Genomic DNA, 21,851 nt, shown 5'->3' on the forward strand with positions numbered 1-21,851 from the left:
CAGCCTTTGTCAGTTCAAGTCAGAACTACAGCACAACATATCCAATTCATGCTTGGCAACTTTGTAACACTCGCCAGCGTGTTCTTCCAGCTTTTTTCTATCCAATATAGTGATGCAGCCGCGCCGACATTGCAGCAAACCTGCATGCTGCAATTTACTGGCGGCTTCAGTAATGCTCTCGCGACGCACCCCTAACATATGGGCGATCAATTCGTGCGTTACTTTTAATTCGTTCGTCGGCAAGCGGTCTAATCTATCTAGAATCCAACGGGATAATTGTTGTTCGATTGAGTAATGTCTGCCGCAAACACAATTCTGGGCCATCTGTGAGAATAAGGCTTGTGTGTAGCGCATCATTGCTTGTTGTAAGCTTCCTCCACGGTTGTATGCTTGTTTCAACGCGGATGTTGTTAAGCGGTAGGCGTTGCCGGCACATTGCACCACCGCATTGCCTAATGCGGTCTCACCCATTAACGCGGACATGCCCACCATCCCTTCATGACCGATCACAGAAATTTCTGTAACGCCGCCATCCGACAGTACATACAACAGCGACACGATCGCCGTCGTAGGAAAATAGACATACGATAAGCTGCTGCCATATTCGTACAGACATTGATCAAACGAGAGCTGGACGAATTCGAGGTGGGGCAATAGCAAAGACAAATCTTCGTTATCGAGATTTTTCAAAATTTCGTTTTGACGCAAACCGATAGAACTTAGCGTCAGCGAAGAATGGCTGGCATATGCTTGCTTTAAACCGACGACATTGCGAGTAGTGATGGAAGTTTCTTTACGGATAGCTTGATTCATTTCAAACCTCTTTTCAATTCGTTTTAGAGCGCGAAAAATCGCTGCATCTTGCGACATCCGCCCGACTGAGTAAATTGCATCTCCCTACTTAAAGATAACGACGTACGGCGTACTTTATGATGTCGCCTGGATAAGCACTATCAGATCACTTCAAGCGTGTTTGTACTCCGACACCGCATTCCCTTGTCAGTCCAGTCTTACAAGATTATTTTCCCGGGTTGAGAAGAGAGATGCCGAGTCGGCGCTTGCCAGCTGCTGATGAATGGGGTGACGTCGGGGCGCAGCCATGATTCGTGCAATGGGAATTGCTGCAAAAATCCGACAGCATGTCGACAGCCGCTTCAGCGATTCCCGGGGATGTGCGGCTTTTTCGAATCTTTGCTTAAAAAACGCCCCGATCAAGATCGGGGCGTTTGAGCATTCAAGCAGGCGCACCTCCTTGAATAGAGCGGCGAGCCTGCACGAAAGCGTTTATTAAAAAATGCTGGATACTCAGATTTAAAAATCGGCACTTACCGAAACGCTCCAGCTGCGCTCCGGCTGGAATGCATACTGATCGAATGCCACGCCTTTGCTGTTTGCAGAAACGGATGTCACATCCTGTTTGTTGAACAGGTTGTTGATACCGACCTGAGTCTTTAGATTCTTTACCATCGAACCTAATTCTTTCCAGCGATAGCCTAGGCTCAGATCTGCGGTCGTGTAGGCGGGGATTTTGTAGGCGGCGGGTTCGCCATCTTTACCGTATTGGGCGCCGACAGTTTTTGCTATCAAGGAGCCGTACAGACCATTCGCCTTGTACAGCACGCCGAGCGCCGAAGTAGATTCAGGTGCTTTGGCAACTTGTAGCTTGCTGTCCTTGGCTTTTGCGCTATTCAGGGAGCCGTTGACATGCAGCGAGAATCCGCGGCCGACGTAGTAGGTCGCAGCAGCTTCCACGCCTTTGTAAACCACACCGCCCTGGTTGTAATACACCAGATCATTGCCTGTGCCGCTGGATGCGATCTTGTTATTGAAATCGATGTAGTAGATATCTGCATCGAATGTCAGATTATGCGACTGATGCACTGTACCCAATTGATAATTAGTCGAAGTCTGCGGCTTCGGTGTGCTGAGGTTCGGGTTGTTCACATAGAACATGGATAATTCCGGCGCCAGAAAACCCTTGGCGAGCTGTGCATACGTCGACCATTCTTTATTGATGCTGTAATGCGCCGTCAGGAAAGGCAAGGTCGTGGTGTAGGTCTGATCTGCCTGGGTAGGAATACGCGTTCCCTGGTTCACCGTTGCATCGAGCGAACGTTGGAAATTCACATACTTCACGCCTGGCGTCACTGTCCATTGCGGCGCGACAGCCCATTCAAATTCGATGAAAGGCTGGTATTGCTTCCAGGAAGAACGTTGCTCGTAAGAGATGGACTTGGGTGCGCTGGCTTCTTTCGGATTGGGCACGCCGAGTGTCCAGTCCAGATCATAAGTGTGGCGGTTGGTGTTCGAACTTTCCAGCCATACGCCTAAGCGCAACAAACCTGCTGCAAGCTGATTGGTGGCCTTGAAAATATCGCCGTTCACGCGAAACGAATTCAGCTTGTTATACCCCGGCACATTCTTGTTACCGGCCGGACCTGCCTTGGTGCCGTTCGCTGTCGCCCCGCTGGCATCCTGACCTGAGTAGGTGTCGTTGTTGTAGGCATAGGTGTACAAGACATTGTCGATGCCCCAGCCCGCCAAGCTGGATTGCAGGCGGATATATTCAAAATCCGTTGTCTTGTTGTTGTAGTTGTAGCCGAAATAGTTCTGACTGGCAGGATCATTATTCAGTGCGTAATTTTTGCCAAATTGCGCGACTTGCTTCAGCGTCGCCGGCCCTTTATCCGGCACATAACTATGGATTTTGTTATAGGTCGAGAATACGGTGACCAGGGTATCCCGGCCAAAATTACGTTGCGCCTTGAACTGGTAGTTATCTTCCGTCACGCCGCTATACGACAAATAGCCGTCCGTGGTCAGGCGCGATGCATTGAACATGAAGCTCATGTCGGCGAAATTGGCGAGTTGTCCGCTATCAATTTGCACCCCCAGCATCTTGGTATTCCAGGAGGCAAAAGTTGCGTACGGCGTGAAATGAAAGTCTGGCGATAATTCTTTAGAAAATAAATTGATCGAGCCGCCGAAGGTCGCCTGCCCTAAATTGCTGGCATTGCCCGGACCGCGTTCTATCACCATGCCGCCGATGATGCGTGCCGGGAAATAAGAGGTGGAATGGTGCGTAGGATTATTGGTATCGCCAAAAGGAATACCGTCGTACGTCATATTGTATTCGCCATCCTGGAAGCCCCGCAGCGTGACTTTGGTTTCTGCCAGCCCAGGACCGTTCGCAGAAAGACCGCCGCCCACACTGGGAGCGATGCGGGCCACCGCATTGTAGTCGGCCAGCGGCGTGACTGCCTGCTCGATGAAAGTTGCCGTGATGATGGATTGCGGCTGCGTGGCTTTTAACGATGCCTGAACCGGCGCACGATTCGCCGCGCTGGAACCGGTAATGACGACCTTGTCTTTAATCGCGTTGGCATCCAGCGCGGAGCTTGATTCCAGCGCCGTATCTTGTGCGGGCATGCTGCTTTGTGCGTGGCCTTGTGCTGCCATCGCGCTGAGGGCGATCAACACGTGCGCCGAAATAACGCGACGAGTAAGTTGCTGCTGGTGATCCATCGTAGACCTTCCTGATTATTTTTCGGTGGGTAAAATTCCACGAGTGTAGGAAGGCGCTATGACGGGTTGATGAACAACACGTGACAATTTGATGACATTACAACAATAAAACGGAGAGCTTGACTGCGCTTTTTTTACTCCGTATTTTTCTGGAGCTTACGCAACAACCAAAGCACTCAGCACCGAGATCAGCAAGAGGCAGCGCTTCTATGGCATGCGGATATCAAAACGAAACCGCAAGCTCGGTGCGCCTGCTGGCGCGAAATGCCTCGGAAAGCCGCATCCAGGCTGCGGGTTCAATGTGAACACTGGCAAGCAGCTTGCCGTTTTGTGTAAGTCCTATTTTCTACAGAATGCACGGAGATATACACAGGACTACGGTGCAATGGGCTGACAGGTGGTTTTGCCATTCGCCATCAGGCAGGCGATCATGAGTTTGCCGGTCTTGTCCCAGGATTGCATCTTCCAGCCGTCGGCTTGACGTTCCATGGTCATGAATCCGACCTCATTTGAATTATTGAATTCGGCAAGCTCTGCGCCGGCAAACGGGGTGATGCCCGCCGGTACCTGATTCGGTAAAGCCTGATCTAAAGACGAACCGCCGTTACCCGAAATAAATTGAGTCGGATGATCAGACTTAAAACTGATGGCCTCGAATAAATGCACATGGCCCGATAAAGCGACCTGCACTTTGCCTGGGAATAAACGCTTCGCATGATAGTTCTGCATCAGGTCTTGCAGCGCGGCATTGCCAGGTTTGAATTCGATCGCGTCCCCTTTTTTGCGCTCTGACATAAAACCCAGGACAGGATGATGATTGATGAAAATATTGAAGTCTGCCTGTTCCGCAAGCTGGTCCACAATCTGAAATTGCTGCAGATAAATCGCATAGACCGGATCGGTTTTTGCCAAGGCTTTGCTGGGAACTTTTGCTGAATCAAATACGATCAGTTGCGCGCTTTGCTCGCCGGATTTACCCAAAGGTACGGCATACGGCGGACTGAAATCGCCGCGCATATCATCTTGCTGCAGATTGCAATCGCGTCCCGTCAGCAGGGGACGGGGATCCATCAAGCGCCACCAGCCTTGCCCGGCGCGGGTACAAGACTCGTGATTGCCGCGCACCACGACCCAGGGCGCGACGCGTAACAAAGGCGTCGCCGGAGTGAAAAAATCCGCCCGCCAGGTATCCCAGCCGTAACCCCACGGACTGCCCGCGCATTCAGCATTGCCATCAGGGCAGCGGTTCTCGCGGTAGTGATAGTCGCCTACGTGTATTACGAGGTCGGGTTTAAATTCCGCCGCCGTTTTAATCACATCATAAAAGGCCCACTTGCTCGCATCATTGCAGGGCTGAAAATAATTATCCGCCTTCTTCAGACGGCAGCCGCTGTCGCCGATCACCAGGATTTTTTGTGGCACTGGTTTAGGCAAAGGCAAATCTTGACCTGCAATACTGGCCGATGCTGTGCCCGGATCCAGCACCGCCTCACAAGTCAATACAGGAAAGTCCGACGCCTTGGAATCATCGGCGCTGCTGGCTGTCTTACGTTGCGCATTGGTGCCAGGAGCGGCGCGGACACGCATGATCTGGCTGTTGCCATCTTGCGTCAACAAGGGGCAAGTTACCGCCCCGGTGATGCTGCGTACAACCGCTTGTCCTTGCTCACCGAGCACCACCCAACTTATGGGCGTGTCGGCTTTCTGGTTTGTCGAGGAGGGCGGTGTTGGCGCCAGGATCGTGGTGCAGGCGCTGACTAGCAGACTCATGCATACGGTGATGCCTGGACCAGTCGATCGCAGGCCGAATATGCCTTGTTTCATAGAAATTTCCCAACAAATAAGTGATGCCGATAAGCTCGTATGGCCTGCTAGCTTAACCTTAATTCGTTTTCGGGAGAGTGCTTCCTATGTATTTTCTTGTAACGGCAGGGCGATACTGAGTCTTAAAATCAGCACTGAAATCGGTTGCAGTGCGCATCAAGATTCATGGCTTCAGACATCATGTCGAAAAAAGGAAGACGCGAGCAGGTCTTCCTTTTTTCCGCCGTCGATGACTGTCATTGCATGACCCATGCGAACGAAATATTGTCCCAGGATTTTCCCGGCGTACTGTTGTGAGAGATCGATTTGAAATTGCATTCTTTCAATGCCGTCAAAGACGCATTATCCAGGCTGCGGTAGCCGCTGGACTTAATCACTTTCGCATCGACTACTTTACCTTCTTCATTCGTCATGAACTGCAATTTGACCAGACCTTCTTCACTCAGACTGAGCGATTTATCGGGATAGGCCGGGACATTGCAGTTCTTTGTCTCAAACGGATTTTTGCTTTCACTAGCGCAGACTTGTATGGAAACTGCGGACAGTAAAAGGCTAACGATGGCGTATAGGCGGCGTGTGGCAATCAACATAAATCCTCCGAAAATTTGAATAGAGTGTGAACCGGATGGCAGCTGCGCAGTGTTTCGTCTGGCGTTAAAAAAAACGGCAGGTGGCCTCAATATAAAGTGCGATTCATCTCTGTAAAAATTGATTATTCGAATAGGAGATATTCTTAAAAACCATAATAGTTGACGCGCATCAATGCGGTGCGCGAATGCCTGCTTGAACACGATGGTTTTTCGCCAAGACAGTGCAAATACACGCTATCCGGCACGGTTGACGCGCTTTTTTATCTGGTTTGGTGCAAATAAAAAAATAGGCCGGGATGCCAAAAAAATGTTGCGGATATTGAGATGGACGATAAAAAATCAATTCCCGCCAGGCACAAGGCGATTACTCGCGCAGTTGCGCAAGGACTGGCGCATCAGGCAAACAGGCATGCGCCTTCCAGGGCCAGCAAGCGCTGCTTGTTTTGCACACCGCCGGCATAACCCGTCAATGCGCCATTGCCTGCTATCACACGGTGGCATGGGATGATGATAGAAATGGGATTGCGCCCATTGGCGGCGCCGACCGCACGCACGGCAGCAGGATGCTTGATGTGCGTTGCCAGTTCGCCGTAACTCATCGTGCTGCCATAGGGAATGCGGCGTAGCGCTTGCCAGACCGTCTGCTGGAAGGCAGTGCCTGCGGAGCAATCGAGCGGCAGATCAAAGTCTTGCCGCTGGCCTGCGAAATAATCGGCCAGCTGCTGTCGCGCTTGCTGCAGGACAGGATGATCGGCTTGCTCATGCCAGCCTTGACTGCCTTTGAAATGTTTGTGGTCTTCAAAATAGACACCGGCCAATCCGCGCTCGCTGGCTGCTAATAAAAGCGTACCGACCGGACTTGCGTAATTCAGATAAAACATGATCGTATCCTCGTTCGTTGATATGGAAATGCATTGCCAGGCTATGCTTGCTCTTTGTTCAGCGACTGCCACAACACAAGCGCCGCATAAGCGCGCCACGGTGACCAGGGGGCTGCCCGCAACAGCAATTGTTTTTCGGTGAGACGGGTTGCCGGCGCAATCGCGGCGGCTTTTTGCAAGGCCAGATCGCCTGCCGGAAATGCATCGGGATAACGCAGCGCGCGCAAGGCGATGTATTGCGCAGTCCATTCACCGATGCCGCCGATGGTTTTTAACTCTGTGACGACTTCGTCAAAACTGAGTCTCAGTTGCCTTTGCAAACCGCCGTCCAATGCAAAACGGGCGACGTTCTGTATCGTCGCCGCGCGGGTTCTGGGAACGCCGATCTGCGCGATCTCTTCTACCGATAATGCCGCCAGCCGCGCCGGACTGGGGAAATGAAAACCGATCGCGGCAAACGGCGTGCTGACCGGCTCGCCAAAACGCTGCACCAAGCGTCCGGAGACCGTGGTAGCGCCTGCTACGCTGACTTGCTGCCCCAGCACGGCACGGATTGCCAGTTCGAATACATGAAAGGCGCCGGGCACCCGCAAGCCCGGCGTACGCTCTATCTGCGCGGCCAACAGGGAATCCGTCGCCAGATGCGATTGAATCACGACCGGATTGGCCTCCAGATCACATAGCTGCCTTACCTTGGCAATCAGGGGCATCAGCACAGAAGACAGGCTGGGCGCGACTTGCAAGGCGATCTGCTGCTTGTCGGGAAGATGGCTGATCTGTAGCCAGCCGGTTTTGCCTTCGAGTTGCACACTGCGTACATACGAGGCTTGGCCGTCCTGCTCAATCACGGCTTCCAGGCCCGGCATGGCGCGACCGCGCAGATACGCGAGCAAGGCATCCCAGGCGAATGGCGGCCGGTAGGCGAGCCGCAGCACGAGTCCATCGCTTTCTTCCGCTGCGCTACGGCGTATCGATCCGGGCGCCATTTTGTAGCGTTCGGCAAATAAGGCATTGAAGCGGCGCACGCTGCCAAAACCAGCCGCATACGCCACTTCGGTCATCGGCAAATGCGTCTCTTGCAATAATTTTTTCGCGAATAGCAAACGCTGCGTTTGCGCCAGTTCAACCGGCGTGACGCCAAATTGTTGCAGCAGTACCCGCCGTAATTGACGCGAGGACAAACCGACTTGTTCCGCCAGGCTTTCTATCCCGTCTTCATTCAAGGCCCCCGCAGCAATGCGCTGCCAGACCGCATACGCCAGGTTTTGTTGCAGAGCATACGGCGCCAATTCAGGGCGGCAACGCAGGCAAGGGCGAAAGCCCGCCGCTTCTGCCGCTGCCGCAGAGTTATAAAAGGTGCAGGACGATGCACGCGGCGTTCTGACCGAACAGATAGGCCGGCAGTAAATGCCCGTGGTGCTGACGCCGGTAAAAAATACGCCGTCGAAACGACTGTCTTTGGCGCTCAGCGCCCGGTAGTAATAATGGTCGCGTTCGGCGTCATCCTGAAAATGCGAGGGAAAAGCTAAGGTATCCATAGATAGGAGAGGAACTGGCTTCATGGCGTTTTGAAATTCAAGATAACTTCTAAAATGAACCCGCAAGCTGGGTGCGCCTGTTGGCACGAAATGCCTCTGGAAGCCGCGTCTAGTATGCGGTTTCAAGGTACATGCTAGTCAACAGCCTGCTGTTTTCGTAAGTCCTGATAGGTATCTTTATACGCCATTACTGCACGCTGATCTAGCCGTTTTCGGACAGATCAAGCGTTACGCTGCGTATTGCAAATGCGGGATAATACCGATGTAAGTCGCCCAGGCGTCATGGTCAAACCAGCAGTCCACATGAAAGCCTGGTTTGCGCTACACTCGATTTTCGGTATTGCTTATACGCCTTTCTGTGACCTCTACTATGACTTCTTCTGCCTCCTCCAATTCCGCGACTAAGCTGAGTGCACCCGACCTGAAAACCGTATTACTCGCGAGCGGGTTCATCCTGACTTTAGCGATGGGAGTGCGGCATGGTTTTGGTTTCTGGCTGCAACCGATCTCGCAAGCGCATGGCTGGACGCGTGAAACCTATTCGCTTGCCAACGCCATGCAAAACCTGATGTGGGGCGTGTTCGGCCCCTTCGCCGGGATGGTGATCGATAAGTTCGGCACGGCGAAGGTCATCGTGTTCGGCGCCTTTTTATATGTCGCCGGTTTGTTATGGATGGCGCTGATAGACCAGCCGACTTTATTCATCATGGGTTCGGGTATCTTGATTGGCGCCGCGCTGGCCTGCACGTCGTTTGGCGCAGTCAGCGGCATCATCGGCCGCAGCGCGCCGGAGGCCAAGCGTTCATGGGCATTTGGCATGTCGTCCGCAGCCAGTTCTTTCGGGCAGTTTGTGATGATGCCGGTTGAGCAGCAATTGATTAACCATGTGGGCTGGCAAAACGCTTTTTATGTACTGGCCGCCATGCTGCTGGCAGTCATGCTGCCGATGGCGTATAAGCTGCGCGAACCGCCGCTGGTACATGCCAGCGGCCCGCAACAAAGCATCATGGAAGCGATCCGCGAAGCCTTTGCCTACAAGCCTTTTCTGTTATTGGTCGCGGGTTATTTCGTCTGCGGCTTCCAGGTGGTCTTCATCGGCGTGCACATGCCGGCCTATCTGAAGGACAAAGGCATCATGGACCCGAATGTCGCCGTGATTGCCCTGGCGCTGATCGGTCTGTTCAATATTTTCGGCTCTTACTACGCCGGCAAACTGGGCGGGATGTTCCCTAAACGTTATTTGCTGTCGTCGATTTACATCAGTCGCAGCGTGGTCATAGGCTTGTTCTTGCTGGCGCCTCTATCGCCGTATTCCGTGTATATTTTTGCCGCAGCGATGGGGGTATTGTGGCTGTCCACCGTACCGCTGACGAATGGTGTGATTGCCGGGATTTTTGGCCTCAAGTATTTATCGATGCTGTCTGGCTTCGTGTTCTTCTCGCACCAGGTGGGCAGCTTCCTCGGGGTCTGGCTGGGCGGCTATATCTATACCCGTATGGGCAACTACGATGTGGTCTGGATGATTACCCTGGCGCTCGGTGTATTTGCCGCGCTGGTGAATTTGCCCATCAATGAAAAACCCATCGCCCGCATGCCAAGCCAAGCTGTTGCCATCTGAGATGAACGCGCGTCTGACCTGGTTAAACATCCTGCTCGCCATCGCATTGGCGGCAGTGTTGTTGCTCGCGTTTATGGCGTATCTGCAGCCTGCATTTATTCTGGATCTGGCCAATCGTTTCATACTTTGTTAAGACGTTGATTAAGGTTAAGGTTCTTCATGAGATTCCCCCAAGCTCGTCCGATCGTTCAACAACTAGGCGCGTCGCAAATTCGTGAAGTCGCCAATGCCGGCATCGGCCTGACCGATGTGTTGCCGTTCTGGTTTGGTGAACCTGATCAGGTCACGCCGCCCTTTATCCGCGAGGCCGCCAAACAGGCGTTGGATGCGGGCGATACTTTTTATACGCATAACTACGGCATTGCGCCGCTGCGTGAAGCGATTGCGAGCTATCTGTCGCGACTACATCAAGCAATTACGCCAGAGCGCGTCGCGGTGACGTCGTCCGGGGTCTCGGCATTGATGCTGGTGGCGCAGACGCTGTTAAATCCCGGTGATCGCGTGGTCGCGGTGACGCCGCTATGGCCGAACCTGATTGAAATCCCCAAGATCCTTGGCGCAGAGGTCGTTAAAGTCGTTCTGGAATTTGGGCATAGCTGGGAACTTGATCTGCAAAAATTATTGGATGCCTTAACGCCGGGCACCAAAATGCTGATGTTGAATTCGCCGAACAATCCTACCGGCTGGCTCATGCCGCGTGCGCAGCAAGAGCTGGTACTCGCGCATTGCCGCCGGCACGGCATCTGGATTTTGTCCGATGATGTGTATGAAAGGCTGGTGTACCCGGAGCCGTCAATGCAAGCGGGCTGCGCGCCTTCGTTCCTGGACATTGCGGTGCCTGAGGACCGCCTGATTTCGACCAATAGTTTTTCTAAAGCCTGGCTCATGACGGGCTGGCGCTTGGGCTGGATAGTGGCGCCTGCGAGCGTGATGGATGATCTCGGCAAGTTGATTGAATTTAATACCTCGTGCGCGCCGGGCTTTATCCAGAGAGCCGGAATTACGGCGCTGGAGCAAGGTGAGGGCGTGCTGCACCATACCCTGAGCCGCTATCAGGCCGCGCGCGATTTTTTGTATACCCATTTGAATGCCCTGCCGGGTATCACGGCACCTTTACCTAAGGGCGCGATGTATCTGTTTTTCCGGGTCGATGGCGAGAACAACACGCTGGATCTGTGCAAGCGTCTGGTCAGGGAGGCAGGGCTTGGACTGGCGCCGGGCAGCGCGTTTGGCGCTGAAGGCGAAGGCTATATACGCTGGTGTTTTGCCAGCTCGGTGGAGAACCTGGAACTTGGGGTAAGCCGTTTAAAAACCTATCTGGCATCGCAATAAATTAACGGCATGTTCGTTGATCCGATAGATCGGTGCGACGCAGCATAAGTCGCCATCTTCCGATTTCCATGTTAACAGGCCCTAATGCTATGATGGCCTTCCTGCTCTTCCCCCATCACCAACTTAGAAAAGGCCACCATGTCCAAATCCCTGTTCATGTTGCTCTGTTCCAGTCTGGCTATCCATACCAGCCTGGCAGCAGATACACCGCCCGCCAATCCCGCAAAAATAGATAGTCCGCTGATCCGCAGTGCCTTCGCCGGCAATCCCTTTTACACACCCAGCACGCTGTCTTATGAAATGCCGGCCTTCGACAAGATCCAGGATGCGCATTACGCACCGGCATTTGCCGAGGGCATGCGCCAGCATGCCGCAGAGATCAATGCGATTGCCGATAATCCGGCCAAGCCGACGTTTGATAATACGATCGTGGCAATGGAGCGTTCCGGCCAGTTGCTAGGCCGGGTATCGACGGTATTTTTCAACATGGCGAGCGCGAATACCAATCCCGCCATCGAAGCGCTATCCCGTGATCTGGCGCCTAAATTAGCGGCGCATCGCGATGCCATCAATCTGAATAGCAAATTGTTTGCACGGGTGAATGAGGTCTACAGCCAGCGCATGCAGCTCGCTCTGGATGCCGAGTCGCGTCACTTGCTGGAACGCTATTACACCGACTTCGTGCGTGCCGGAGCGAATTTATCGGACGCCGATAAGAGCAAACTCAAATCGCTGAATGCGCAACTTGCTAGTCTGGGAACCACCTTCAGCCAGAACGTCTTGAAAGAAACCAATGCATCCGCCCTGATCGTCGATACCAAGGCAGAGCTAAAAGGTTTGTCCGAGAGCGAGATCGCCAGTACCGCAGACGCCGCCAAAGCGCGCGGTCTGCCGGGCAAATATCTGATCGCCCTGATGAACACCACCGGTCAGCCTTACGAGGCCCGTCTCAGCAATCGCGCATTGCGCCAGCGCCTGCATGAAGCCTCGATAGAGCGGAGCAACCATGGCGGTGAATTTGACAATCGTGAGGTCGCGATTGATCTGGCCAGGTTACGCGCCGAGCGCGCTGCCTTATTGGGTTATGCCAATCATGCGGCTTATCAGCTGGAAGATGCGACCGCCAAGACGACCGAGGCAGTGAATAAAATGCTGCGCGAGCTCGCTCCGGCTGCCGTTGCCAATGCAAAAAAAGAAGCGGCTGAAATTCAGAAGCTGATCGATGCGAAAAAAGGCGGCTTTAAACTCGCGGCCTGGGACTGGTCGTTTTACAGCGAGCAAGTCCGCAAGGCGCAATACAGCTTCGATGACAGCCAGTTGCGTCCGTATTTTGAGTTGGATAATGTGCTGCAAAAAGGGGTGTTCTTCGCCGCGACTCAGCTCTACGGCATCACCTTCAAAGAGCGCAAGGATCTGCCGGTCTACAACCCGACAGTGCGCGTATTCGAAGTGTTTGATGCCGATGGCAAGCCCCTGGCCTTATTCCTGGCCGATATGTATGCCCGCGATAACAAGCGCGGCGGGGCCTGGATGAATGCCTATGTACAGCAGTCCGGCTTATTCGCGCAGCGCCCGGTTGTCGCCAATCACCTGAACATTCCGCAGCCGTCGGCCGGTCAGCCGACCCTGCTGACTTATGATGAAGTCAGGACGGCGTTCCATGAATTCGGCCACGCTTTGCATGGCATGTTTTCGAATGTCCGCTATCCGCGTTTCTCGGGCACCAGCGTGCCGCGCGATTTCGTCGAATATCCTTCGCAAGTTAATGAGATGTGGGCAGTCTGGCCGGAGATTTTGAAGAACTATGCGCATCATTACCAGACCGGTCAGGAAATGCCGCCAGAATTATTGGCAAAACTATCCGCGACGGCCAAATTCAATCAAGGTTTTACGACCACGGAATATCTGGCGGCCTCTTTATTGGATCAGCGTTGGCACCAGCTGACGCCGCAGCAGATACCGACGGATGCGCTGGCCTTTGAAGCGACCGCATTGAAGCAGGCGGGGGTCGATTTTGCACCGGTACCGCCGCGTTACCGCACCACCTATTTCTCCCATATTTTTGCGGGCGGCTACTCGGCTGGTTATTACGCGTATCTGTGGAGTGAGGTGCTGGATGCTGACACGGTCGACTGGTTTAAAGAGAATGGCGGACTGAGCCGCAAGAATGGCGACTGGTTCCGCCAGCAATTGCTGTCACGCGGCGGGAGCATGGATGCGATGGAATCGTTCCGCAGCTTCCGCGGTCGCGATGCGCAGATTGAGCCTTTGTTGCTACGTCGCGGCTTAAAGGCCGATACGGGAGCGAAATAAACTGAGTGGCTGCATGGCAGTTACCCACGCTTACGGTGCCTGCCAGGCCGATAAAAAAGGAGCCATCGGCTCCTTTTTTATTATCTTAACCAGATCCGGACCGATTACTCCAGCTTCCAGACGAAATCGACTTTGGTCCAGAGTTGTTCTGGTTTACCATCTTTGGTACCGGGTTTAAATTTACACAAGCTGAGTGCAGTCAGCGCTGCTTTATCCAGACTCTTCGAACCGCTCGATTTCTCGACTTTAGACTCCGATACTTTACCGTCGGCAGACACCAGAAAACCCAGAGAAACCGTACCCGTCTCTTCATTCATCAGGGCCGCCTTCGGGTACTTCGGTGGATCACAAGACTTATTATCAATCACAGGCGCGACCTCTGCCGCCAGCGCGGAACCGGCAGCCGCCGCGAGTAAAAATGCACAGGCGATGGAAGATAAACGTGCTTTCATAAGTTGACTCTTCTTTTTCAAATTAATATCAAAATTGTGCCACAAACCAGACTAAACCCCAACCGGCGCACTAGCTACCTTCGCCGGCCCGTCTAAAACTCTTCCCACTCATCCGCACTCGGTGCATTGTTACGGCTAGCTGCACTGGTGGCGTTGGAGGGACTTGCTTTAGGTGTCGCCGACGGCGCTCTTTTTGCGCTCGCTCTGGCGGCAGGCAAGGATTTAATATTCGATGCTTTGGGTTTGGGTGTGTTCGGTGCGGCAGCTTCTACCCGACGCACTGGTGCCGGTGTGGGTGCCGGGGCTGGCGCTGCGGCTTTTCCCATCGCATGCTCAACGGCATTGAGTTTGAAAATGCTGACCACTTTCGCCAATTCCGCTGCCTGATCCTGCAGGCTTTGCGCTGCCGCGGCCGCTTCTTCAACTAAGGCTGCATTTTGTTGCGTCATGCCATCCATCTCGATAATCGCCCGGTTGACATGTTCGATACCGACGCTTTGCTCCTGGCTGGCGGCACTGATTTCGGCAATGATATCGGTCACATGTTTGACACTGGAAACCACCTGATCGATAGTGACGCCTGCCTGCCCGACCAATTTCGTGCCGATATCGACCTTTTCTACCGAGGTACCGATTAAGGTTTTAATTTCTTTGGCTGCCGCGGCACTACGCTGTGCCAGGTTACGCACTTCGGCAGCGACCACGGCAAAGCCGCGGCCCTGCTCGCCGGCACGCGCCGCTTCAACCGCGGCATTCAGCGCCAGGATATTGGTCTGGAAAGCGATGCCATCAATCACGCTGATGATATCGACAATCTTCTTCGATGATTCGTTAATCGCCCCCATCGTATCAACTACTTGTGCCACCACAACGCCGCCCTGGCGCGCTACTTCCGAGGCGGAAGCCGCCAATTGATTGGCTTCGCGGGCATTATCCGCATTTTGCTTCACCGTGGTCGTCAGTTCTTTCATGGACGAGGTGGTTTTTTCCAGGGAACTGGCCTGCTGCTCGGTACGAGAAGATAAATCGAGGTTGCCGCTGGCGATTTCGCTGGACGCCGTGGCGATCGTGTCGGTACCCTGGCGTACTTGTCCCACGATATTCACCAGGCTGTCGCGCATGGTTTTCATTTGCGCGAGCAGACTGCTATCGTCGCCGGAACTGGTATTGATCGCTACGGCCAGATCGCCAGCCGCAATACGGTTGGCGATGTGCGCTGCATAATCCGGCTCGCCGCCGAGTTGCTTCAACAAGCTGCGCGTGATCACGACGCCAGCAAAGATACCTGCCAACAACGCCAGACTGCCGAGCACCAGCATCAGATTACGCGCGGTACCGAAGGCCGACCTTGCGTCCTCCGAACCTTGCTCATTGACCTTATCTTTTAAGGTCAGCATTTCATCCAATGCATCCAGCCATTTCTTTTGCACCGGGCGGATTTTTTTGATCAGCGTGATTGTTGCTACTTCCGGGTTATTCGCCAAACCCAGTTCCTGCGCTTTGGCCGGCAGCGCAGCAGAGGCGCTTTCCTGTTCTTTTAATTTGGCCAGGAGTGCTTTTTCTTCGGCAGAAGTCGCGGCTTCCGAGGCGAACATCGATGCCAGCTTCGCTTCGGCTTCGGTGTATTTCTTCGACTGCTCCTTGATCTTGGCCAACTCTGGTTCCATATCGCCAGCGTCGTTCAACAAGGTCAGGTTGCGCAGCGAGACCATGCGGTCATAGACAATCGCGCGCATATCGATCACCAGGCGCGTTTCCACATTATTGACGTTGACGATACGCTCAAGCCGGTCCTCGATTTGCGACATGCCCCGGATGCCAAGTGCCGTCACAACGATCAACAAGGTCAGCACTAAAGCAAAACCCAATCCCAAACGCTTGCCCACCTTCATTTTTGCAAAGTTCATAATTCAGTCTTAGTGAAGTAAGGAATAAAAATTCACATCAGTATTCAAAATTTGATTAACTTATTCAGCCAATAAACAAGTGATTTGTAATTGAATAATTGAGTGACACATACATTGTGACAAGTGATGCTTTGCGACTTTTTGAAACAAATAAATGACTGCCGTTAAGTGTAAGCATAAAACGCTCCACAGTGATAAATAGCGTATCCGAAGAAAAGAAATATACGCTATTTTTTCTCTGTAGCAAGGTTTTTTCTGTAATTCAAATACAGAGAAAAATGGCGATCTTTGGCAGTGAAACTAAAAAATATTTACTTTTAGTTATTGCCAAAATAAACGGCTTGCAGGTAATTCGTTTGCTATTAAGTTAAGCAATGGAATTATCGTGTTCGATAAAGCGGTGCGGCAAAATTTTGTTTTCTTTCAGTGCGCTGATGCAGATCAATTGATATCGTGCATCATCGTTCTGATATGGCAAGGTGATGCATGAGTGATAATCTCTTAAATGACACAATGCCGCTGAGATTGTTGGCAATTTTGTGCCAATTTTCGCAGCGAAGCAACACTCTGGAAAAAATATTGTTGGAGTAATCATGCCGGACCCAATTCACTTTTATTTTCGCGGCAAAAAGCATCAGGTCAGCGATGCAGCGCCTACCCGGACTTTACTGCAATATTTACGCGAAGACCTGCATTGCAGCGGCACCAAAGAAGGTTGCGCCGAGGGTGATTGTGGTGCCTGCACGGTCGTTATCGGTGAATTAAAACAAGATCAATTGCAGATGACATCGGTGAATGCCTGTTTGCAGTTTTTGCCGACACTGGATGGCAAAGCTATTTTCACGGTAGAGGACTTGAATGCAAACGGACACCTGCATCCGGTTCAGCAAGCCATGGTTGCATGCCACGGATCGCAATGCGGCTTTTGCACTCCTGGTTTTGTGATGTCTTTGTGGGATTTGTATTTAAGGGAAGTCGATACGGATTCCGGTTGTCCTAAAACTTCATTAGAACGCAAACAGATCGATATCGCTTTAAGCGGTAACTTATGTCGCTGCACCGGCTATCGCCCCATCATCGATGCAGCGCAGCAGATGTGCGCCTTACCCAGACAGCAATTCGACCGCGAGGCTTTACGCCAGGCTTTGCGCGGCATGCAAAGAACGCAGGCTCTGTCATATCAGCTTCGCGATCAGCGTTTTGATGCGCCGCATACCTTAGCGGCATTGCTCTCATTGCGGGCGGCAAAACCCGCTGCCGTCCTGCTGGCGGGGGCGACGGATGTGGGCCTGTGGGTGACCAAGCAATTACGCGATCTCGGCGAGATTATTTATCTTGGTGAAGTAGCAGAACTGCAGCAGGTAGCGCTACAAGATGGCATGTTGAGTATCGGCGCAACAGTCCCGCTTGAAGACGCCTATCAAGCGGCGGCAAACTACTATCCCGAATTGAACGATCTGTGGCAACGCTTTGCCTCGTTACCTATACGGCATATCGGTACGCTAGGCGGGAATGTCGCGAATGGTTCGCCCATCGGGGATTCCATGCCGTGGCTGATCGTGCTCGGCGCACAAATCGTCTTGAGCAGCCTAGCAGAACAACGCAGTATGCCGCTGGAAGATTTTTATCTGGGCTACCAAAAGAAAGATTTGCGGCCGGATGAAGTGCTCACCGCGGTGCAATTACCGTTACCCGCAGCCCGCCAGATTTTCCGCACATATAAGCTGGCGAAACGTTTCGATCAGGATATCTCGGCAGTCTGCGCCGCGTTCTCGGCCCAATTGACGGGCGACCGGTTAAGCAATGTGCGCATGGCGTTTGGCGGCATGGCAGCGACGCCGAAACGGGCGACGATGGCCGAGGCCTGTCTGGAAAACCAGGTCTGGGACGAGGCGAATCTGGTCAAAGCGATGGCGGCACTGGCACAAGATTATGCGCCGCTGTCCGACATGCGCGCTTCGAGCGACTACCGCATGAAAACTGCCCAAAATCTCTTGCGCAGGTTCTGGCTGGAGACCCGTCCTGACGCCCCATTACCCAAAACCGCTGTGGATGTGTTTGCCAGATCCACCATCACGGCTGATGGAGTGCAAGCATGAATTCCTTCACTGAGATCGGAGCGGTGACGCAGGCTGGGACATGGAAGGAGGTGGGGCAGGCGCATCCGCACGAATCCGCGGTCTTGCATGTCTGCGGCAGTGCGACTTACACCGATGACATACCGGAAGTCCAGGGCACCTTGCATGCTGCACTGGGTTTATCGCAAAGAGCGCATGCCAGGATCGTGACGCTGAATCTGGATGCGGTCAGCGCAGCCGAGGGCGTAGTCGCTGTTTTTACTGCCAAGGATTTTCCCGGCATCAATGATTGCGGACCGATCTTGCATGACGATCCGATTCTGGCGGACGGTGTCGTCGAGTATGTGGGGCAGCCGATTTTTGTGGTGGCGGCAAGCACCCATGACCTGGCCAGACGAGCCGCGCGCAAGGCGCACATCGTGTATGAGGATTTGCCCGCCATCCTCACTCCGCAAGCCGCAAGAGCCGCGCAATCCTTTGTGCTGCCGCCGATGTTGCTGCAACGGGGCAATGTCGCACAAGCGATGGCCGGCGCTGCGCATCGCTTGCAAGGACAATTGCAGGTCGGAGGCCAGGAGCAGTTTTATCTCGAAGGTCAAATTGCCTATGCCTTGCCAAAAGAGGGCAGGGCAATGCATGTGTATTGCTCGACCCAGCACCCGAGCGAGATGCAGCATGTGGTGGCGCATGCCTTGGCGATTCCTTCGCACCAGGTGCAAGTCGAATGCCGGCGTATGGGCGGCGGCTTCGGCGGTAAAGAATCGCAGTCCGCCTTGTGGGCCGCCAGCGCGGCGCTCTGTGCGATGCATTTGCAGCGGCCAGTCAAACTGCGCGCCGATCGCGACGACGACATGATGGTGTCCGGCAAACGCCATGAGTTTTATTACGAATACGAGATCGGCTACGATGCACAGGGCTTGATTCTCGCCGCAAAAATCGAGATGGTGTTGCGGGCGGGTTTTTCCGCCGATTTATCCGGACCGGTAGCAACGCGCGCGGTCTGCCATTTCGACAACGCCTATTATCTGTCCGATGTCGAGATCAAGGCGCTGTGCGGTAAAACCAATACCCAGTCGAATACCGCTTTTCGCGGATTTGGCGGTCCGCAAGGTGCGATCGCGATGGAATATGTGATCGATGATATTGCGCGCAATCTGGGCAAAGACGCCTTAACAATCCGTAAGTTGAATTTTTATGGACGTGACGATAACGAAGGCCGCAACGTCGCGCATTACGGTCAAAAAATAGTCGACAATGTGATCCACGAATTAGTCGCGGAGCTGGAGCAAAGCAGCGGGTATCAAGAGCGGCGTGCGGCTATCCTGGCCTTCAACCGGGCCAGCCCTGTTCTGAAAAAAGGCCTGGCGCTGACGCCGCATAAATTCGGCATCGCGTTCAACGTCACCCATCTGAATCAGGCCGGTGCCCTGGTACACGTCTACACCGATGGCTCCGTGCTGGTGAATCACGGCGGCACCGAAATGGGACAGGGCCTGCACACCAAGGTTGCGCAAGTGGTTGCGCATGAACTAGGTATCCCTTTAGCGCAGGTAAAAATCACCGCAACCGATACCAGCAAAATTGCGAATACCTCAGCAACGGCAGCCTCCACGGGCGCCGATCTGAACGGCAAAGCGGCACAGCATGCAGCGCGCCAGATCCGCGACCGTTTGGCGACATTCGCGGCCAGCGTCCTGGGCGGCGATGCGCAAGAGGTGCAATTTTTTGCCGGACAAATTCTGAGTGACGGCCACAGTATTCGCTTCGCCGATCTGGTGCAAAAAGCCTATCTCGCCCGCGTCCAATTATGGTCCGACGGATTCTATGCGACGCCGCATTTGCATTGGGATAGCAAGACCATGACCGGTAGCCCGTTCTCGTATTATGCCTACGGTGCGGCGGTGTCCGAAGTGATCGTCGATACGCTGACCGGCGAATGGAAATTATTGCGTGCCGATCTGCTCTACGATGCCGGTAATGCGCTCAATCCCGCCATCGACATCGGCCAGGTAGAGGGGGCTTTTATTCAAGGCATGGGCTGGTTGACGACCGAAGAATTATGTTGGGATGCGCAAGGCAAACTGACGACGCATGCGCCATCGACCTATAAAATCCCGGCAATCTCGGACTGTCCTGAGGATTTTCGGGTCAAGCTGTTTGATAACCAGAACGTTGCCGATAGCATCCATCGCTCCAAGGCGACCGGCGAGCCGCCTTTATTGCTGCCATTCTCGGTTTTTTTTGCGATCCGCGATGCCATCGCCAGCGTCGCTGATTACCAGCGCAATCCGCCTTTGCAGGCACCGGCCACCAGCGAAGCAATTTTGCGCGCAATCGACGCCATTCGGTTTTAAGATAGCTTGATATTTTTTATAAATTTTTTCCAACAATTCCGCAGTATTCATGCGCCTTCCAGGTCAAAATGGCCTTGAAAAGCGCATGAATACTGCGGACTGTAAAGTACACCATGCATGCTCCGAAACAAGTACCAACCCAAGCCTATCGCGCCAGCCTGTTGCATTTCATCGACGATCCGCGACTCAATGAGCAGGCGACGCAGTGGCATGAGGACGGTCTGTTAATCGTTCGCGATGGCCGGGTTCAGGCGGCGGGGGATTATGCCAGCTTAAAGCGGACCTTGGATGATGCTGTCGAGGTTCAACATTTTCCAGGCAAGATCATTGCGCCCGGCTTTATCGACAGCCATATCCATTATCCGCAAACCGACATCATAGGATCGCCTGCACCAGGCCTGCTGCCCTGGTTGGAGCAGTATACGTTTCCTGCCGAACGGCAATTTCAGGATCCGCATCATGCGAGCGAAGTCGCTGCATTTTTCCTCGATGAATTGCTCCGCTGCGGCACCACCACAGCGATGGTGTATTGCACCGTGCATCCGGCATCGGTCGATGCCTTTTTTGAGGCAAGTTCCTCACGCAATTTACGTATGATCGCCGGTAAGGTGCTGATGGACAGAAATTGCCCGGAATTCCTGCGCGACACCGCTGAAGGCGGCATCCGCGATAGCGAAACCCTGATCAAAAAATGGCATAACAAGGGACGCCAGTTGTACGCCATCACACCGCGCTTCGCACCGACGTCCAGCGCAGCGCAACTGCAGCTCGCCGGCGAACTCGCACGCGCTTATCCAGACACTTTCATACAAACGCATGTCGCAGAAAACCGCGATGAATGTGCCTGGGCGCGCAGCCTGTTCCCGCAGGCACGCAGCTATCTCGACATCTATGACGGTTACGGCTTAATGCGGCAACGTGCGATGTACGGGCATTGCATCTGGCTTGACGATGAAGACCGGGCGCGCATGGCAGACACCCGATCCGCCGTTGCGCTGTGTCCCACATCGAATTTATTTTTGGGTAGCGGCCTGTTTGATTTTAAAAGTGCCGAGGCAGCAGGAATGCATTTGTCGCTAGCCACGGATGTCGGCGGCGGCACCTCGTTCTCGATGCTGCAAACCATGAATGAAACCTACAAGGTCGCGCGCATGGGAGGGTGTCATTTACCGGCGACACGACTGTTTTACCTGGCGACACTCGGCAGTGCCCGCAGCATGCAACTGGAAGGCTGCATAGGTAATTTTGCGAAAGACACGGAAGCGGATTTCATTCTGCTCGACCCGCAAGCAACACCATTGATGGCACGCCGCACATCGCAGTGCAATTCACTGGAAGAACTCCTGTTCGCCTTAGCGCTGCTGGGCGACGACCGCAGCATCGCCGCCACGTACGCAGCGGGTAAACAAGTGCATGTGCGAAAATAAGGCATCAATTAT

15 protein-coding genes are annotated in these 21,851 nt (G+C 53.6%); 7 read left to right on the top strand and 8 right to left on the bottom strand.

Going from position 1 to position 21,851, the window contains the following annotated elements; translation table 11 throughout:
* Positions 1-9: 9 nt before the first annotated feature.
* The 6 genes from LPB67_RS14085 to LPB67_RS14110 form a co-directional block, all read right to left on the bottom strand.
* The gene (locus LPB67_RS14085) at positions 10-813 is read right to left on the bottom strand and encodes a Crp/Fnr family transcriptional regulator (protein WP_262837910.1); all 804 of its coding nucleotides are present in this window, start codon (positions 811-813) and stop codon (positions 10-12) included.
* Between the two features lie 498 nt (positions 814-1,311).
* Complete coding sequence (locus tag LPB67_RS14090; protein ID WP_262837911.1) at positions 1,312-3,525, bottom strand: TonB-dependent receptor; 2,214 nt, start codon at positions 3,523-3,525, stop codon at positions 1,312-1,314.
* A gap of 375 nt (positions 3,526-3,900) precedes the next feature.
* Positions 3,901-5,349 (bottom strand): metallophosphoesterase, encoded by a 1,449-nt coding sequence (locus LPB67_RS14095; RefSeq protein ID WP_262837912.1) that lies wholly within the window; start codon positions 5,347-5,349, stop codon positions 3,901-3,903.
* A 236-nt stretch (positions 5,350-5,585) separates the two neighbouring features.
* On the bottom strand, positions 5,586-5,939 hold the full coding sequence (locus tag LPB67_RS14100; protein WP_262837913.1) for an energy transducer TonB: 354 nt from the start codon (positions 5,937-5,939) through the stop codon (positions 5,586-5,588).
* A gap of 395 nt (positions 5,940-6,334) precedes the next feature.
* Positions 6,335-6,820, bottom strand: coding sequence for a methylated-DNA--[protein]-cysteine S-methyltransferase (locus LPB67_RS14105; RefSeq protein ID WP_262837914.1), 486 nt, complete (start codon positions 6,818-6,820; stop codon positions 6,335-6,337).
* 41 nt (positions 6,821-6,861) lie between these two features.
* Positions 6,862-8,358 carry a DNA-3-methyladenine glycosylase 2 gene (locus LPB67_RS14110; protein WP_262837915.1) on the bottom strand — a complete coding sequence of 499 codons (1,497 nt, stop codon included), beginning with the start codon at positions 8,356-8,358 and terminating at the stop codon, positions 6,862-6,864.
* A 370-nt stretch (positions 8,359-8,728) separates the two neighbouring features.
* On the opposite strand from LPB67_RS14110, the gene LPB67_RS14115 reads away from it, so the two are divergent.
* From LPB67_RS14115 to LPB67_RS14130, 4 genes are all read left to right on the top strand, one after another.
* The gene (locus LPB67_RS14115) at positions 8,729-9,976 is read left to right on the top strand and encodes an MFS transporter (RefSeq protein WP_262837916.1); all 1,248 of its coding nucleotides are present in this window, start codon (positions 8,729-8,731) and stop codon (positions 9,974-9,976) included.
* 1 nt (position 9,977) lies between these two features.
* The gene (locus LPB67_RS14120; RefSeq protein ID WP_262837917.1) at positions 9,978-10,109 is read left to right on the top strand and encodes a hypothetical protein; all 132 of its coding nucleotides are present in this window, start codon (positions 9,978-9,980) and stop codon (positions 10,107-10,109) included.
* Between the two features lie 26 nt (positions 10,110-10,135).
* Positions 10,136-11,308: a pyridoxal phosphate-dependent aminotransferase gene (locus tag LPB67_RS14125; protein ID WP_262837918.1), complete on the top strand. Its 1,173-nt coding sequence runs from the start codon at positions 10,136-10,138 to the stop codon at positions 11,306-11,308.
* A gap of 138 nt (positions 11,309-11,446) precedes the next feature.
* Positions 11,447-13,621: a M3 family metallopeptidase gene (locus LPB67_RS14130; protein ID WP_410482743.1), complete on the top strand. Its 2,175-nt coding sequence runs from the start codon at positions 11,447-11,449 to the stop codon at positions 13,619-13,621.
* A 104-nt stretch (positions 13,622-13,725) separates the two neighbouring features.
* On the opposite strand, the gene LPB67_RS14135 is transcribed toward LPB67_RS14130, so the two are convergent.
* Complete coding sequence (locus tag LPB67_RS14135; RefSeq protein WP_262837919.1) at positions 13,726-14,073, bottom strand: energy transducer TonB; 348 nt, start codon at positions 14,071-14,073, stop codon at positions 13,726-13,728.
* 92 nt (positions 14,074-14,165) lie between these two features.
* Positions 14,166-15,980 (bottom strand): methyl-accepting chemotaxis protein, encoded by a 1,815-nt coding sequence (locus LPB67_RS14140; RefSeq protein ID WP_262837920.1) that lies wholly within the window; start codon positions 15,978-15,980, stop codon positions 14,166-14,168.
* Positions 15,981-16,573: 593 nt separating this feature from the next.
* Here LPB67_RS14140 and xdhA point away from each other — a divergent pair.
* From xdhA to guaD, 3 genes are all read left to right on the top strand, one after another.
* Positions 16,574-18,079 (top strand): xanthine dehydrogenase small subunit, encoded by a 1,506-nt coding sequence (gene xdhA, locus LPB67_RS14145; RefSeq protein ID WP_262837921.1) that lies wholly within the window; start codon positions 16,574-16,576, stop codon positions 18,077-18,079.
* Positions 18,076-20,412, top strand: coding sequence for a xanthine dehydrogenase molybdopterin binding subunit (xdhB, locus tag LPB67_RS14150; RefSeq protein ID WP_262837922.1), 2,337 nt, complete (start codon positions 18,076-18,078; stop codon positions 20,410-20,412). Before xdhA ends, xdhB begins: the two co-directional genes overlap by 4 nt.
* 113 nt (positions 20,413-20,525) lie before the next feature.
* Positions 20,526-21,839 carry a guanine deaminase gene (guaD, locus tag LPB67_RS14155; protein ID WP_262837923.1) on the top strand — a complete coding sequence of 438 codons (1,314 nt, stop codon included), beginning with the start codon at positions 20,526-20,528 and terminating at the stop codon, positions 21,837-21,839.
* The last annotated feature ends 12 nt before the right edge of the window (positions 21,840-21,851 follow it).

Source organism: Undibacterium sp. Jales W-56 (assembly GCF_025548535.1).
Classification (GTDB): domain Bacteria; phylum Pseudomonadota; class Gammaproteobacteria; order Burkholderiales; family Burkholderiaceae_D; genus Undibacterium.

Coding starts and splice junctions, on each gene's coding strand:
- LPB67_RS14085 (WP_262837910.1), bottom strand. CDS start 813: ATGAATCAAGCTATCCGTAAAGAAACTTCCATCACTACTCGCAATGTC.
- LPB67_RS14090 (WP_262837911.1), bottom strand. CDS start 3,525: ATGGATCACCAGCAGCAACTTACTCGTCGCGTTATTTCGGCGCACGTG.
- LPB67_RS14095 (WP_262837912.1), bottom strand. CDS start 5,349: ATGAAACAAGGCATATTCGGCCTGCGATCGACTGGTCCAGGCATCACC.
- LPB67_RS14100 (WP_262837913.1), bottom strand. CDS start 5,939: ATGTTGATTGCCACACGCCGCCTATACGCCATCGTTAGCCTTTTACTG.
- LPB67_RS14105 (WP_262837914.1), bottom strand. CDS start 6,820: ATGTTTTATCTGAATTACGCAAGTCCGGTCGGTACGCTTTTATTAGCA.
- LPB67_RS14110 (WP_262837915.1), bottom strand. CDS start 8,358: ATGGATACCTTAGCTTTTCCCTCGCATTTTCAGGATGACGCCGAACGC.
- LPB67_RS14115 (WP_262837916.1), top strand. CDS start 8,729: ATGACTTCTTCTGCCTCCTCCAATTCCGCGACTAAGCTGAGTGCACCC.
- LPB67_RS14120 (WP_262837917.1), top strand. CDS start 9,978: ATGAACGCGCGTCTGACCTGGTTAAACATCCTGCTCGCCATCGCATTG.
- LPB67_RS14125 (WP_262837918.1), top strand. CDS start 10,136: ATGAGATTCCCCCAAGCTCGTCCGATCGTTCAACAACTAGGCGCGTCG.
- LPB67_RS14130 (WP_410482743.1), top strand. CDS start 11,447: ATGTCCAAATCCCTGTTCATGTTGCTCTGTTCCAGTCTGGCTATCCAT.
- LPB67_RS14135 (WP_262837919.1), bottom strand. CDS start 14,073: ATGAAAGCACGTTTATCTTCCATCGCCTGTGCATTTTTACTCGCGGCG.
- LPB67_RS14140 (WP_262837920.1), bottom strand. CDS start 15,980: ATGAACTTTGCAAAAATGAAGGTGGGCAAGCGTTTGGGATTGGGTTTT.
- xdhA (WP_262837921.1), top strand. CDS start 16,574: ATGCCGGACCCAATTCACTTTTATTTTCGCGGCAAAAAGCATCAGGTC.
- xdhB (WP_262837922.1), top strand. CDS start 18,076: ATGAATTCCTTCACTGAGATCGGAGCGGTGACGCAGGCTGGGACATGG.
- guaD (WP_262837923.1), top strand. CDS start 20,526: ATGCATGCTCCGAAACAAGTACCAACCCAAGCCTATCGCGCCAGCCTG.